Origin of the sequence: Bacteroides sp. AF25-38AC, assembly GCF_003602995.1 — a bacterium.
In the GTDB taxonomy this organism is placed as follows: domain Bacteria; phylum Bacteroidota; class Bacteroidia; order Bacteroidales; family Bacteroidaceae; genus Bacteroides; species Bacteroides uniformis.
This window is the reverse complement of record NZ_QTMD01000010.1, coordinates 1-14601: the sequence shown is the minus strand read 5'-3', so window position 1 is coordinate 14601 and position 14601 is coordinate 1. Positions and strand designations below refer to the sequence as shown.

Annotated in this window: 17 protein-coding genes; 3 read left to right on the top strand and 14 right to left on the bottom strand. The window is 47.7% G+C overall.

Translation table 11 applies throughout. The features are described 5' to 3' along the window. Positions 1 to 16: 16 nt before the first annotated feature. From DWY55_RS08525 to DWY55_RS08475, 11 genes are read right to left on the bottom strand one after another with little or no spacing between them, the layout of a single operon-like run. Complete coding sequence (locus tag DWY55_RS08525; protein WP_117795491.1) at positions 17 to 1807, bottom strand: hypothetical protein; 1791 nt, start codon at positions 1805 to 1807, stop codon at positions 17 to 19. A gap of 14 nt (positions 1808 to 1821) precedes the next feature. Then, positions 1822 to 2103: a hypothetical protein gene (locus DWY55_RS08520; RefSeq protein ID WP_117795489.1), complete on the bottom strand. Its 282-nt coding sequence runs from the start codon at positions 2101 to 2103 to the stop codon at positions 1822 to 1824. A 23-nt stretch (positions 2104 to 2126) separates the two neighbouring features. Next, positions 2127 to 2957 carry a M23 family metallopeptidase gene (locus DWY55_RS08515; RefSeq protein ID WP_117795487.1) on the bottom strand — a complete coding sequence of 277 codons (831 nt, stop codon included), beginning with the start codon at positions 2955 to 2957 and terminating at the stop codon, positions 2127 to 2129. A 27-nt stretch (positions 2958 to 2984) separates the two neighbouring features. Continuing rightward, positions 2985 to 3629 (bottom strand): hypothetical protein, encoded by a 645-nt coding sequence (locus DWY55_RS08510; RefSeq protein WP_117795485.1) that lies wholly within the window; start codon positions 3627 to 3629, stop codon positions 2985 to 2987. A gap of 12 nt (positions 3630 to 3641) precedes the next feature. Continuing rightward, positions 3642 to 4328: a hypothetical protein gene (locus tag DWY55_RS08505; protein WP_117795482.1), complete on the bottom strand. Its 687-nt coding sequence runs from the start codon at positions 4326 to 4328 to the stop codon at positions 3642 to 3644. Positions 4329 to 4340: 12 nt separating this feature from the next. Further along, entirely contained in the window at positions 4341 to 5036 is a 696-nt protein-coding gene (locus DWY55_RS08500) for a hypothetical protein (RefSeq protein WP_117893056.1), read from the bottom strand. Next, entirely contained in the window at positions 5017 to 5502 is a 486-nt protein-coding gene (locus DWY55_RS08495) for a PH domain-containing protein (RefSeq protein ID WP_117795478.1), read from the bottom strand. Before DWY55_RS08495 ends, DWY55_RS08500 begins: the two co-directional genes overlap by 20 nt. A 12-nt stretch (positions 5503 to 5514) precedes the next feature. Beyond that, positions 5515 to 7206 carry a toprim domain-containing protein gene (locus DWY55_RS08490; protein ID WP_117795476.1) on the bottom strand — a complete coding sequence of 564 codons (1692 nt, stop codon included), beginning with the start codon at positions 7204 to 7206 and terminating at the stop codon, positions 5515 to 5517. A gap of 4 nt (positions 7207 to 7210) precedes the next feature. Beyond that, complete coding sequence (locus DWY55_RS08485; protein WP_117893059.1) at positions 7211 to 8779, bottom strand: hypothetical protein; 1569 nt, start codon at positions 8777 to 8779, stop codon at positions 7211 to 7213. A gap of 25 nt (positions 8780 to 8804) precedes the next feature. Then, positions 8805 to 9029 (bottom strand): hypothetical protein, encoded by a 225-nt coding sequence (locus tag DWY55_RS08480; RefSeq protein ID WP_005836766.1) that lies wholly within the window; start codon positions 9027 to 9029, stop codon positions 8805 to 8807. A 20-nt stretch (positions 9030 to 9049) separates the two neighbouring features. Beyond that, complete coding sequence (locus DWY55_RS08475) at positions 9050 to 9808, bottom strand: DUF4099 domain-containing protein (RefSeq protein WP_005836768.1); 759 nt, start codon at positions 9806 to 9808, stop codon at positions 9050 to 9052. A gap of 221 nt (positions 9809 to 10029) precedes the next feature. Between DWY55_RS08475 and DWY55_RS08470 the strand changes: the two genes are divergently transcribed. Next, the gene (locus DWY55_RS08470; protein WP_117795472.1) at positions 10030 to 10689 is read left to right on the top strand and encodes a M23 family metallopeptidase; all 660 of its coding nucleotides are present in this window, start codon (positions 10030 to 10032) and stop codon (positions 10687 to 10689) included. A 32-nt stretch (positions 10690 to 10721) separates the two neighbouring features. Here DWY55_RS08470 and DWY55_RS08465 read toward each other — a convergent pair whose 3' ends face one another. Both DWY55_RS08465 and DWY55_RS22190 read right to left on the bottom strand, forming a co-directional pair. Further along, a complete protein-coding gene (locus DWY55_RS08465) occupies positions 10722 to 11558 on the bottom strand; it encodes a phosphoribosyltransferase family protein (RefSeq protein ID WP_005836771.1) in 837 nt (278 codons plus the stop codon). Between the two features lie 304 nt (positions 11559 to 11862). Next, the gene (locus tag DWY55_RS22190) at positions 11863 to 12060 is read right to left on the bottom strand and encodes a hypothetical protein (RefSeq protein WP_171030728.1); all 198 of its coding nucleotides are present in this window, start codon (positions 12058 to 12060) and stop codon (positions 11863 to 11865) included. A 497-nt stretch (positions 12061 to 12557) separates the two neighbouring features. Here DWY55_RS22190 and DWY55_RS08450 point away from each other — a divergent pair, with 497 nt between their 5' ends. Together DWY55_RS08450 and DWY55_RS08445 are read left to right on the top strand one after the other, a co-directional pair. Beyond that, entirely contained in the window at positions 12558 to 13124 is a 567-nt protein-coding gene (locus DWY55_RS08450) for a ribonucleotide-diphosphate reductase subunit alpha (protein ID WP_117795468.1), read from the top strand. A 1-nt stretch (position 13125) separates the two neighbouring features. Then, positions 13126 to 13629 carry an SLOG family protein gene (locus DWY55_RS08445; protein WP_117795466.1) on the top strand — a complete coding sequence of 168 codons (504 nt, stop codon included), beginning with the start codon at positions 13126 to 13128 and terminating at the stop codon, positions 13627 to 13629. Positions 13630 to 13970: 341 nt separating this feature from the next. Here DWY55_RS08445 and DWY55_RS08435 read toward each other — a convergent pair whose 3' ends face one another. Continuing rightward, positions 13971 to 14456 (bottom strand): dihydrofolate reductase family protein, encoded by a 486-nt coding sequence (locus DWY55_RS08435; RefSeq protein WP_009293411.1) that lies wholly within the window; start codon positions 14454 to 14456, stop codon positions 13971 to 13973. Positions 14457 to 14601 lie beyond the last annotated feature (145 nt).

Genomic DNA, 14601 nt, shown 5'->3' with positions numbered 1-14601 from the left:
TTATTTGATTATAGGATTATTGAATACCCCGTGGACGCACGATGGTTTCCTGTTTTCCGTCCTCATAATTCCGTGCAGCAGCTTGGCGAAGCTGGTCACTCTTGGCAAGGACAGCATTTGCCAGCGTGTTCAAAGGCAATGCCCCGGTACGGTAGGCTTCTGCTACAACCGGTGACAACTGGATGGTACACGGTACTCGGTCTATCGTGGCAATCAACGTGCTATTTTGCAATACAGGGTTCACGATACGTGGGTTCAGAGCTTCATTCGTATAGTGTCGGTACTGTACATTGTTCCCGTTTGTTACGTTCAGTTTTTCCTCTGTTCGTTCTTTCAAGGCCTCGTGTCCTACCTTATTCAACAGGTTCATACCTCCCAGACCAATCAGGAGCATTTTCAGCAACGGGTTACGCACAAACATACCCGCCACAATGCTCGCTATCGGTAACATATTGTTTCCCAAGCGCAACGATTCTGTTTTGCCTGTGAATATTCCCAACAGAACATCAGGGAGCATGGCCATTACATAACCGAGATTACCTGTCATATTACCTATGCCATCCAGTCCCAGCATATCAAGCAGTCCGCCCCAACCGTTTCCGTTTCCCTGTGTTACTTGCGCACTTTGTATCGTTTGTACATGTTGTTCCGCATCATTGGCAGGAACAACGGTTTCATGCTTCTCTTCTTTCATAGTTTCATCCTGTTCTGTCCTGACCATTTCCGCTTTGTCACGTTGTTCCAAAGACTGCAAGTAGGCCTCTTCTTGTCCGGGAGCAACAACAATCGGCACATCCTTGTACCGTTCCTCATGCTTCTGTTGTTCCTCGTTCTGTACATTCGGCCACAATAAACCGTTATTCTGGTTTTGTGTCCACTCCATGAAGCCAAAGTCCATGACAGGGATTTTCTTTTTCAGTTGCTTGTTGTCTGTACCAATCGCCGTGTTCTCTTTGACTTGTATTTGGGCTGCCTCTTTGCGAAAATCGTCGAATACGTTTCTGTCGCTGCCGAACACTCCTTTACTGATGCACTGTTCTACTGAAAGAGTGTCAGGCTTCTTGCCTTCAAAATGATTGGCGATGGCTGCAATAGCCACATCTGTACCGGCAAATTTTGCCAGAGCCGTCCATGAACCTGCACCACCCATCATTAGGGTATCTGCGGCTGTGCCCAACATCCATCCCGTACCTTTTTCCCATCTGTTCGGGCGGTAAGCTGCTTCGCCTCGTGCCTCTATTTCATCGGTCAGCGGTGAACGGCTTAACGTCTGCGATAATCCCAGCAGACTCGATTCGGCAGCCTTTCGGACGATGTAGTCAGCGGAAGACTTGGGCATACGTTCTTTCACCAGCCGGTCAATCATCAGTTCCTCTATCCGGTGGTCCATATAGGCATAGGCGAGGTCACAACCGAGCTGTTCTGATAACTCATCGTAACGTGCCCTCCCGATTTCCTGCACGACGGTATCCCGCCACTGTCCGGCCATGTACGCAAGGTCTTGCTGCATTTCCTTGGAGCCGGTAATCTCCGTCTTGCACATCTCGATATAGTCCTCTGTCGTTTTGGAGTTCCATTCGCCTGTGACCTTGAGTGTCTGATAGGGGTCGCTCATTGGCTGTGCCGAAGATGCCATCATACTGAGAATACCACCTAAAGAGGTGGAATATTCTTTCATTTCCTCTCCCTGATTCCGTATGAGGTCAGTTCGCGTTTTTGACATGACGGGTGCGATATGGCAGTTGAAATAGTCGTTCACAAGGCGTTCCATTTCTGCAAACCGTCCGCTATGCTTGATTCCGTCCATAATGTATTATATGTTTATCCTATTCTATTCATTAATAATTGCTCTTTTGTCTGCTCGATGGCGTTGTAGTAAATTTCCATCTGTTTGGGATAGAACTCTTCCAGCCATACATCTTTCTCGATGTTGTCGTGAATGAAGCGTATCGCTTGTTCTCGCTCAATCTCCACCGATGCTTCGCCCTCTTCCCGGTTATTGAACCATGCTTTGGTCCACCAGCGCACACCGGCCCGGTCAGGATATACCGTGACTGCTCTCGGTATGTCAAAACTCTGGATGTCTATGTCCAATTCTGCCAGTGGGTCAATGATACCACTATGGGTCAGGGCTTCGTCATAGAGTTTTTTTTTACATCACTGCCCATCGTCGATAAGTACACGCCATGCCGTAGGGCAAGGTAATGTAGGAAGTCCGCAATGAGTAGGTTCTGCACCTTACAGGCAAGCGGCATTGCTTTATGTCCCAGTCCGAGTGGGTTGGATATACTCGGCATATTTTCATAGAAGTATTCTTTGACTGCTCCCATTGTAAAGACATGGCGGAGTGACTGCTCCGTATGTGGAGGAAGTCGGTATTCACCACGCTGTAAGTCTTCCATGTAGTGGGGCAGGAAACGCAGCATCAATTTCTCTATTTCCTGTCTGTCCTGCTCGTAATCGGTGGTCAGTGCCATCGCCATGCCGGGAGATGTTGCCGCTTCGTCTCCATCGGCATGACACAATGCTTGGATATTACCATACAGCATGGTTAGAAATTCCAGCGGGTTCAGTTCCTCACCTTTGAAGCGTATCCCGATATGCAGCTTGTCACCGCTCAAAGCTACAGTCTGTCCGGCCTTGACACGCTGTCCGAACTGGGCGAAGACATTTGACAAATGCCCATAGGTCACTTCATACTCCCCATAGCGTATGGTTTGGCAGATGCCGAGTGTAGGGTCATTGCCTATACCTGACACGATACCGCTGGCGACAGCCGCCAGCGTGTAACACCGTACATCGAAGTCGATACCATGATGAAAATATGTTTTGCCCGTTGCAGGATCGGTTTGTTCGCCGTAGCCGAGCGATAGTTTCACATCCTTGCCCTGCCGTTCTTCAAAAGGCATACAGTATCCACTTTCGGATTGCAGGATCATTTCTTCTGTATATTTCATTATTGTTGTTAGATTTGATTCGTATTCTTATCTTTTCATCCCTCCGCTATTCGTCTGTTCTTCAACAGGAAGAGCGGGTGCCTGTACTCGTTGTATATTTCCCGTGTCAGGTGTGCGGAAAATACCGGCATTGTTGCCGATAAGCATCATGCCAAGAAATGCACCGGCAATCTTGCCCAGCCAGCCGAAGCGTCCGAATATAAGAAATGCTGCTGCGACCAGTCCCGCTATACTCAATCCCGACACGTTACCCTGTCCGAGATTACGGAAAAAGTTACCGAACATATCGGAAACTCCGCCATTGGAGACTTGCCGCAGAAAATTCGATACTCCACCCAGTTTTGAGTCTATGCCAGCTACCGTACCGCTAACGGAACCGACTGCTTCTCCGGCCTTGCTTGTCAATTCTCGCACACCGTCCGCTGCATCTGCAAGGGTATCCGTAGCCGATTTCCCTATGACCGCATCGCTTACGATATGTACCACGCTCTTATCTGTGGTTAGTTTCTCCCAACCCACATAACCGACTGCACCGCCGATGGCTGCGGTCTTGACGGCTTGTCCTGTGCCCCGTAAGGTTTGTGAAGGATGCAGTGCAGCATGTCCCATACTTCTTCCGGTAGCTTTTGCTGCTTTGCCGCCATATTTCAATATTGAATCCCAAATTCCCATATCATTACATTTTTAAGGTCTTACATTCTTTCCAATCTGTCGCCAACGTCGTTTGGCTGCGTCCACGATACTGCGTTTATCAGCTTCGGGACGTACACCCTCGTCAATTTCCCGCCAAATGTCACCCATTGTCGTGTACTTTACCGCTTTGATCAGTCGTTGCAGTTTTTTGTTCATTGTTTTGAGCTTTGGACGGATGCCTAAGACAATTTCCATACGCTCTTTTTCCGTCATCTTGTTCTCCGAAAGGCACGCTGTGCGGATATCGTTCACAATTTCCACGCTGTTCATCATCAGTTCCCGGTAAATCTTGTTGCGCTGTGTGGATAGGGCTACGGCAAGCGTATTGGCTGGACTTCGCTTCAATTGCTTGGTGAAGTCGCCCATATTGTCTGTCAGCCTCGATACCTCATAATAGAACCCATAAGTTTGCGCCGCATAGCAGACTATTGACCGAAAAGAGTTCAGATAGTTATTGAACTCTCGTTGCAGGTCTGTTGTCGCCTGCACTTCTTCTTTTGTCCAAATATGTCCGGTGGTCTGCATCAGCATGACCTTTTCTTGATTTTTCAATTCTTTCTCTGCCTTTTCGGTATATGCTGCAATCATTCCGGCCAGTACAGGGTCATTCTGCGCTTGTACCTCACTGATACCGGTAAGACACAGCAGCAATATACTTATCCAAATTGTCCATTTCATAACTGATATATTTTATCGGACGAGAGCTGCCGCCCTGTGCCAATGGGACAGAGCCATACGAGCAGCCTCACCGTTGTCACGGTCAAGCATTCCCGCCGTTACGTTGTTCCACACATCATTGAAAGTATAGTACCGTATGCTCAAATAGAGCAGATGCAACTTTCGGCTAAAATCCGATAGTTGGTCGTTCAACGCCCATAGCGTCTTGCTGCGTTCTGCCCCCGTAAGCATGTTTTCGTTGCTACCCTTGGCCACAGCGTCATTCAGCAATGTAAAAACAGAAACAAGTTCCGTTGCTGTTTCTATATAGAGGTTGTTCATGTTCATACTGGCCACAATGCCCTGCGGATTGTTTTGGATGGCCTTGCCTAATTTCCCCAGCGTGAGGAAAATCCGCACACCGTCATTATAGAGATGCGTACAGGCTTTCAGTGATGAAGCGTAACCGCTTGCTGTCTTGAGGTAACTGTTGTACTGCTTCTCCCACTTGTGGATTTGGTTGAACTCGGTAGCGATACTGTTCTGAAGCAAGGCTGTTTGTGTCTGTCCCTTTATTTGTTTTTCAATCTGCTCGTTTATCAGTTCGTTACCTTCGGCCAATGCTGTCCATTCCAACGGATTGGAAGTCGCAATTTGGGCTTCTGCCACCTGTGGAAGCAGGCATACCAGCGAGGCAACCAGCCCCAGACTAATGATTCGTAATTTCATATATTCCCTTTTTTCGTTTGTTAGTTTCTACCCGTTCACGGATAATTGACACGAGGTCGTCCCTATGGAAGATACCAATCAGGTCAAGACGGGGCGTGTTTCTGTCCATTGAAAGGATGCGTACGGTTTTCAACCCACACAATTGTTGCAGCAGGCTTTGGTGCTCTTGAAAATCCACGATACGATACAGCTCCATATAATCCACTTTGCGACGGATAATACCGTATTCGCTGACAAGTTGTTCCGTACCGATGCAGTAACGGATTCGCCGCAGGTAGAGATAACGGTAGAGTAACAGCAACGAGAGCATCAAGGCAATTACTGTGGCAATAGCTGTCAATGGCAACCCTTCCATGCCTCCGTACACCCATACAGTGCCGCACAGCACGAGAGTGGGCAGCTCGTTGATGACAAATTGCCCGGTATGCGGATGGATGACAATGGTTTTATGATAAGTTCTCTGCATAGGTTTTATGGATTATCGGTGAAAATGGGAGTGAAAGTCTTCTCTCATGCCGGAGAGAGAATTGGTTATATCCACTTCCAACCGGGCAAGTTCTTCCCGTATCTTGTACATTTCCTGAAAACCCTTATCTGACATTCCCTGGTCATTGGTTTCAAAGGAGAATATTACTCTGTCCGCACGTTCAAGACGCTTTCGCACAGCCTCATGGTCTGCTTCGTCATATAATCCGTTTCGGATATGTTCCGGATTGATTTCGGGTAAATCGGCCAAGGCTCGGTTTAGGGTGGCTTTACCACTGATTTCCCAATCGTCAACTTCCTTTTCCTTGGGTTGTATCCGTTTGTCGAGTAGCTGGTCGTTCCAATCCTTATAACCTTCTGCGGCAGATTCATACAGGACACGTCCTACATCTTTCGGACCGGGATTGAAAGCCCCAATCGCCTTGTCGATGGCTGCCAGATTATTTCTCATTGCCTCTAATTCTTCCTCGCTTGCAGAACCCTCGGCACAGGCCATTTCGTACTCATCCATACGAACCATGCTCATTTCCTGTAGATAGCCGTCCCCAATATCCATATCGTCATGCTCCCCATTCTTCAAATTTTGTTTTGCATCATTTATACCCAGAATGGCTGTAATCTTTTCAAAATTGAATGGTTCAAGTCCTATTTCATACTGTGGATAGCCTTCGCTGTTGTTCTGTACAATCAGTCTGCCGGTTTGTGACAGACAGGTGGAGAAGTTCCAGCCTGCATGAGTGAGAGCAAAGTGGATGGCATAGACCTGTCCGGCACGGTCATGATCGAAGCAAAGGTGATGTGAGGCATGGGGAGTTACCTTTATCGTTCCTTTGAATTGCTGCTGGCTTGGTGCCCCTCCGGTAGAGATAAAAACCGCCTTTCGCAACTCCTTATTTTCTGCCTGATGAAGTTGGTAATATGCCATCGCATCATAAGCACTTTCGAACCAATAGATATGCTTGGCGGAGGTGAGAGAAGTGCGGGCAGGGCTGGCAATCCACAGTCCCTCGCTTGAATTGCTCCCTGCGGCTTTGCCTTTGTAGCTGCCGCTCCCGTCCATACGTGCACGTCCTCGTTCTTCAAGTCCCACAATCTCTCCGTCGCCTTTGGGCAGGGTTAGTGGAAAGGACAGGTTCGTGTAGGCTGCACCGTCCTCCCGGTGTTTCGTAGCCAGATAAAAATGCCGATGGAAAGCATATTGTGTATAGAGGTCGATACCTCGGCTTTTAAAATAAGGATAAAATTTTTTCTGCGTTTCCCGGTTCTGCGGATTGAACTTATGAATGTCGTAGTCCGCTATGTCAAATGGCTTTACATCTCGTTTAGGGTTCACTATTCTGGTTTTCCGTTCAGTGACGGGAATATTCAGTAATCTGTTACAGACAAGATTCACCAGTCTGTCCGGAGACATACCCGCATGGTACTCCGTGAAAAAGTGCGGATGCTCCTTGATGAAGGAAATGATGTTATAAACTTTCTGTTGTTGTGCGTGGAAACAGCATTTTCCTTGTTGTGTCACAATAAATTTGTCACCACGGATACGTCTGCCGTCGCTGTCCAAACGGACATACGAGGGATAGCGCAGACCGTCACGACGGTTCAGGTGATACCCTGCGTCAATCAATACGTCCTGGATGTTTAGTCGTTGCAGGAAGTCATCGTATGTAAGGTCTCCGTCTCTCATAGGTTTACCTCCCTCTTCTCATTTCATTAATATCTTGATTCATCTGTGCCTCGAAATTACGGATGGCCACATCTCTCGGTGTATCTACGCCGGGCTTGAAGTATGGATGTGGCGGTCCGCTGAAACGTTCGCCATAGAACTCCGGAGAGTGGTGGTGATGGAAGCCATGTGCGACTTCCGACGCCACCACCGCACCGGCGGTAAGGGCAGCGAATATCTTCACGCCAAGCCCCTTGTTCGCTTCAGGACGTGTCTTCATATCCACCTCGTTGAAAATCTTCGAAAAAAGTTTCATCCGGTGGTAATCATCCACAGCAAGAAACTTGTCGTAGTCTTTCTGGCTGATTTCGTGGCTGATGACCTGTCCGTCAATAACGGCGGACATCTTGTATTTACCCTCCGTCTGTGCCGGTTGCACGGCAATGTCGCTGACCTCTACTTCCCGGCCATGTTTCTCCTCACGATACCAGCCTTTGCTTTCGTTGAGCAGTTGGAGGTCACGCCCGTCCACGGCTGCACCGATACTGCCCTGTATGTATTCCTGCCGCATCGGAGTTTCTTGCTGCATGAATAATTCTTGTTCCTGCCGCTGCCGTTCTTCCAGTTCCTGCCGCACTTCGGGATGCAGGCCGATACTGATGCGTTGTTCGCTGTTGAGCTGTTCCATCGTTACCTTATCGGCAAAGTCCGCTCCGATAATGCCATTCAGCAGATCCAGCCGTTTCTCCACAGGTTGTTCCTCGATGGATGCGGTAGCCAGTTTTTTCACTTCTTCTTCCGTCAGGTCATAGACCATATCGGCATTGACACTTTCCGATTGTACGGTCAGTGTCCTCCGTTCCATATCCACGATAAGACCGTGCGAAGTAAGGCACTCCGACCATTTCTCGTTGGAAAAATAGACTGGTGAAGCAATCAACTCCTTGTACGGTTGTGCCGGTTCCTTGCTGCGCGGACGGCTGACAAGCGGTGTAATGACCTCCTGCAAGTTCTTCAATACATCTTGCTGTACAATGGGTTGCTCCTGTTGACCGCCTTTGTAGTAAAAGCCGTAGCCACCCGATTGCAGTTCGCCGGGCTTCATGCGCCCGTCTGGGCGTTCGGGTACGATGGATGGCCCCGGAAAGAAAAGCTGCCCGCCGACTCTGCGTAGGTGGAAACCCCACTGCTCGCGTGGTGTCCAACCAAGAAATGGAGGGGGCATACCCAGACGTCCCATGTGTCCGTACTCACCTATACCGATGCGGTAGCCATGCAGCCCCATCGCCACACGCCCGTTGGCATTGCGGGCATGGACGAAATTCTTCGGCATATAGAAGTCTTTTCCTATGATGCTCGTAAGTATGTTGTAGGCCTTCTTGTTGGCCGTATTTGTTCCCCAGTCCGTCAGGGCCAACATCTGGCGTTCGGTTATAGGATAGACCAGCAACGGTGAATCATGCCCTTGCACAATCAGCCGGTAGCCGCCTCCGTCAAATGCAACATGGGCTTGAAGTCCGTTACGCATCAGTAGATTGCGCATTTCGGGCTGCAAGTCCATCTGCCGGGGATTGGTATTTGTTCGTATCGCCATAGTCTGATGTTATGATGGTTACTTGTTATGCGTTACCGTATTTCATAGCCGCTTCCAATTGTTCGTCTTTGAAACGTACAAACCCGGCGGCGGAATCCTCGCAGACCGTGAGTCCTTTTTCCTCACAGTAATGGGCGTACTCCTCCTGCCACTCGGCGGAAAAATGGTTGATGTAATCAAGCCAGCCGTATTCGCCGCTCTGCATCTTCTCGACGAGAATCTCTTCGGGATAATATTTCTGTTGTGCCATACGCTTATATTAAATAGGTTTTATTTGTGAATACCTGCCGCTCGGTTACGCTCGCCGCTTTTCTTCTGTTCGTTCCACAGTTCTTCGGTGTATTCCTCCTCCGGAACGTAGTCGAGATTACCGTCATCATCCATCACCCAGCAGCCGTAGCAGCCGAAGGTGTACTTATCCCATTCGCGCTTGGGTTGCTCTTTCCATTTCTGCGCGTCACCCGCACAGAAACGGATGCCTGTCTTGTTATGAAGGTCGATGCCTACTGTGACCGGTTCGCCATCCACTGCCACCGTCAGAGGCTCACCATGCTGCATTCCGTTTACTTCCACTGTACCGAAGTGCATTACTTCAGCCAGCACTTTCAGGTTACGGGCAATGATGGGTGTCGGAACATACATCACCTGTTTTGTTTCCTCGTCAATTTGCACGAAAGCCTTACTGTGCCGTCCGTCCGCCATAGCCACGTCTGCAATGATGGATTTGCCGTCGAGCAACTGTTTCTGCTGTTCCTCGTTGTAGCATTCCAGTGGTGAGGATTTCAGTGTGGGATAGAAGACCACATCCACCTCGCCGCTATCCATACGGATAAAGGCAAACCGACTGCGACTCTCGATTACTTCGCCATTCTCGTTAGTGACACGCATGGGCAGTACCGGCGAGTAGCCGCCTTTCCCGATTTCTTTCAGGATACGCAGGGGCAAATCTTCAATCATTTCTTGGGTAAGCCCAAAGCGGGCCAATGTCGGATAAGGCAGTTCATTGAACTCAAATTGTTCTTTTTTCATATTCTGAATGATGTTATAAAATTATACTCAGCAAATATAGATTGATTTCTTATCTGATAACTAAAACATTTCTTTGTAAGTGGTTATAAAGTGATATTTTTAATGTTTTGAATATGATTATTTGCGAAAAATCATATTCAAAACTGATTAAATGGTTATATTTGGAGAGAAAACAGCCGGCAATGGAAAGGCCATAAGAAGAGCGTGCTAACTTTGCTGCCATGAGAAAGATTCTATTATTGATGATGACAGGTGTCTCATTATGTATCACGACGGCCAAAGCACAATTCAATACCGTTGCCGTTACCCCGACACGCTACAAGATAGAGGTATTGGATATGGGGTTAGACCAAGCAGAACCGGCACTTGAAAGCGAGATTTCCATACAGGAAGTTTCAATAGGTATCCCGGTATCCGCAGATATGGATAAGAAAAAGTGGATGGATCGTTACTTGAGTGTAAGTTACCCGTTACGTTATATCAAGGTCACTTCGCCTTACGGCTACCGTAAGGACCCATTTACGGGAAAGAGTAAATTTCATGGTGGACTGGACTTGCGCGCACGTGGCGACGAGGTGATGGCCATGATGGAGGGTGTGGTCGTGAAGGTCGGACAGGACAAGACTTCCGGCAAGTATGTAACTTTGCGGCATGGCAGGTACACCGTCAGTTATTGTCACCTTTCTAAAATTCTTATCGTCAAAGGAGCAGTAGTTCATCCGCGTGATGTGGTTGGCATTACCGGCTCCACAGGACGCAGCACTGGCGAACACCTACATATCACCTGCAAGCTCAATGGCAGGAGTATCAGCCCCTCGCTTATACTCGATTATATCCAATCCATCCGGCAGGAGTGTATATCAGCATTGGCAGGTTTGTGAAAAAGAAGTAAAAAGGACTGAAACCGTTCCGGTTACTTTGTCATCCGTTCGATAATATGGGCAATGTGGTTGCCCCAGATGTGTATTTGCACAAGGAGCATCGAAGGCATGGAGAACGTCTTGCCATAGAAGATAGCCGCTACTACTTTGCCACCGCACCGTTCTATTTCTTCCTTGTAATCCGCCACGCTTTGCCCGGTTGTCAGCACATCATCTATGATGATAATCTCTTTCCCTTTGATATTTCCGGTAATGAGGTAGTTTCGTTCGAGAATACGCTTTTCTCCACCTTTGGCTTCATGCAGGCTTTCTCGTGCATCGCAAATATCAACGTCGTACAGTCCTGAAGTTAAATCCTGTCGGTGCTTGCCGATGTACCAGTCGAGCCGTTTGAACCGTTGGCCGTATTTTATCCAGTTGCTACACGGCATGAACATGATATGGTAAGGTCTCTTTTTCAGTTGCAAAGCATTCATGCACGTTTTAAAGAACTCGATTCCGTGTATATCTCCTTGTTTGAATTGGTAGATGGAACGGCAGAAAGCCCTCTGTTCATCATTGAGCAGCGCATTGTATCGTGACGGATAGTAATACCCGTAAAAAGAGATTCGGATGCCTCGTGATTTGAACGGCTTATGGGGAGAATGGCCATCAAACTGTTCGGGGTGCAAGAGACAGAACATACGGCAGGCTTCCCGATGACCGGCCATTACCGCCAGACGACAGTAGCGTTCACGTTCCTCGCTCTTTTCAGCCAACCGTGCGGCGGCGAATGCCGCTTCTCCTGCTTTTCGTCGCCAGTAGCCGATAATATACCACAAGGCCCCGATAACGAAAAGCAGGAGTATGAACAATAGTCTTGCATTCATCGTATTTTTATTTGAATGAAGCAGTCCGTTTCAATCCGGTTATTTACAACATTACGGTGTATTTCGGCATAATCGGATATGGATGTAATGGCTTCATTGCTTATTATCAGAATCCGTTTTCACTCACTTGCAAAGTTAGCAAAATCGTAGCACTAATCTAAAATAGCACCGATAATTTATAAGCCATATCACTCTTATATTATAAAGTCTTACCCATAACAACTTCCTCTTTTAAGTGTACATGCTTTTATAAAGGATGTTTTTGCCCTTTTGACCGGTACACGGCAAATGGCATACAAGTCTGCTATATGCTGTGTACCCGTCTTTGGGGCAAAGCAAGGACGATGGCACATTTGCCACAAGTGTCAATCAAGCCAACCTGTTGTCCTTGCAGCAACCTCCACCATCTGTCCTTTTGTAACCGGCAATGCCGTCTGTCTGTTTTTATAGCTTCGCCCCACACCATCAGCGGAACGTCACAGGACTTGTCCGCAAGAGACATTCACTCACCTTATGGCAGCAGAGCTGCTATGGGGTGAGTGAAAGACTCTTTACGGAAGCCAAACATGAAAAGACCGTACACCTCGGTCACAAACTGCCAAGGCTTACGCTTCGCCAGATTTGAGACTAAGTTGTACGGTCACTTCATCGGGAAGTTTGGACCGGCAAGCCACAGACGCTCCACTGCCCACCCATTCCTTTTATAAATCTTGCACCTATTCTACATGTCTATATGACAACCTCTTGTAGTAAGAAAGCATGTTCTGTTTGTCAGTCAGCTCTGTCGTAGTCATATTTCCCGCAAAGTAAGCCGCCTTTTACCAAACATCAAATCGCCACTATCGCTGGAACGAGAAATCTTCCTCTGACACGTCAGAGCGTATTTCTTGTCCCCGGTTTGTCTTATCGGTATTCTTGGGCGGCAGTTGATGGCAGAAAATATCCCTCAGCAGGCTGAACAGCCTTCAAAAAGAGGGAAAAAGAAAAATTATCAGAGTTATGGCAAAGACGATAGACATAGAACTTCAAAAGCAGTTGGACAAGCCACAGGTATGGTTCTGTAAGTATTTTCCTGCACGCATACGCAATGTGAGCGAGCGTGAGATAGCAGACCGCAAGTTAGTCTTTGATTTCAAGGATGGACGGGCATACGAAGAGGTTGCTCAACGCACGGCAGCCAACATGACCGAACGTTATGGAACATCATGCACCAACATTGTATTTTCTCCCGTACCGGCATCCACCGATAAGAAGAACGAGATACGTTACAAGGCATTCTGCCAAAGGGTATGCGAACTGACCGGAGCTATCAATGGTTATGACCATGTATCAGTGAGTGGTGAGAGGCTGACCATTCACGAGAACCGTAAGGCAGAGAAAGAAGTCCGTAAGGTAAACGTCATTGAGTTTGATTCGGCTTTTTTCAACGGCAGGTCTGTAGTAGTCTTTGATGATGTGATAACCAAAGGGCAGAGTTATGCTACTTATGCCAATCAGCTTGAAAGCCTTGGTGCTAATGTACTCGGAGGTATATTCCTCGCAAGAACCCATTACAAAGTGAAATAATATGACCCAGACAAAGTATGATAAGGCAGTGTCCGTTTGCTTCAGTGGACACCGTAATATTCCATTCCTATATAGGAAGCAACTGAAGCTGCAATTAAAGGCAGCGATAACCAAGGCATACGTTGGAGGTTATCGTCATTTTTACTGTGGTTGTGCCATGGGGTTTGATATGCTGGCGGCAGAAGTTGCCCTTGCGTTGCAGTCCGAATTGTCAGGTCTGCAAGTTATTGCCGTAGTACCGTATCGCGGACAAGCCGAGCGGTGGAACGATGCGATGAAAGCCCGGTACGATACCATCCTCCGTAACTCGGATGATGTTATCATCCTGAGCGAACACTACTACCATGGCTGTTTGCTTCGACGCAACGACTATATGGTTTTTCACAGTTCGTCTCTTATTGCCTGGTATGACGGCAAGCCCAAGGGTGGTACGTTTTATACTTATCGTAAGGCTACAGCGAATGGGCTAAAAGTTCTAAATCTCTATGACAGTTCAATCGTATAACAGACATCTTGTTTTCGCATATTCCGAGCCGTAGCGGTAATTCCTTTGCCATTCATGTAAAGGCTGTTTTGTCAGCCATAGCGTGATATGGCAAAGTACGCTATTGGTTCTGATGTATTGCCCGGCTTTACCTATGTGCCGGTTTAGTTGGTGTTGCTGTACTTTTATATCTTCGGAGGCTCCATCCTCCTTATGCCTTTCCCTACCTTTTTTAGTATTCGGCTTAAAAAGTAATATACTTACCTTACTTTTCGCCTATTTAGCATGTTTAGGGCACGTCTTTTATAATAAAAGTGCAGCAATCGGTTGCTGCACTTTTGCTATAATATCTATTTGTCATATTAGACCTTCCCGTACACCGTCCTCATTTTTCCGTCCAACAGCACATTATTTGACCGCACAATCCAAGCACTGCCGTCGTTCAGTCCGCACTCCAATGCCTTTTCGCCACCGCCGATTAGTACCGGAACGGTTGTCACTGTGATTTCGTCCGCCAGTCCGTTATCCAAGAGTAAAGCCCCGATTTCCTCACCGTAAGCCACCACCATACCGTCACCGTCTTCCTTCATCTGTCGCAGTGCTGCCACTGCATCTCCTTGGATGAACTTCACTCGTTCATTCTCCGTCAGGTCGATGCCGCCGTTCGTCACAACCAAAGTCTCTTTTGCCGTAATCGGCCAACCCAAATGGTTCATATAAATACGCAGGTAAGTTTCTTCGTCAATCAGCACACAACTGGAGGCATCCACTGCCGCATCAAAATACTTGTCCGAAGGAGCCGGACAACCGTCGATGGACTGGTACACGTGCAAGGTAATCTGTTTCATATTCAATGTATTTTTAAGAATTATGTCCACCTTGCACCTTAAAGAACAGCATGAACCCACGCTATTCCGGAATAGAGGTACTGTCATACTGGAAAATCCAGTGTAAGCTGCCCCCTAAAACCAAGCGATTCTGCCCCCTTAAAAC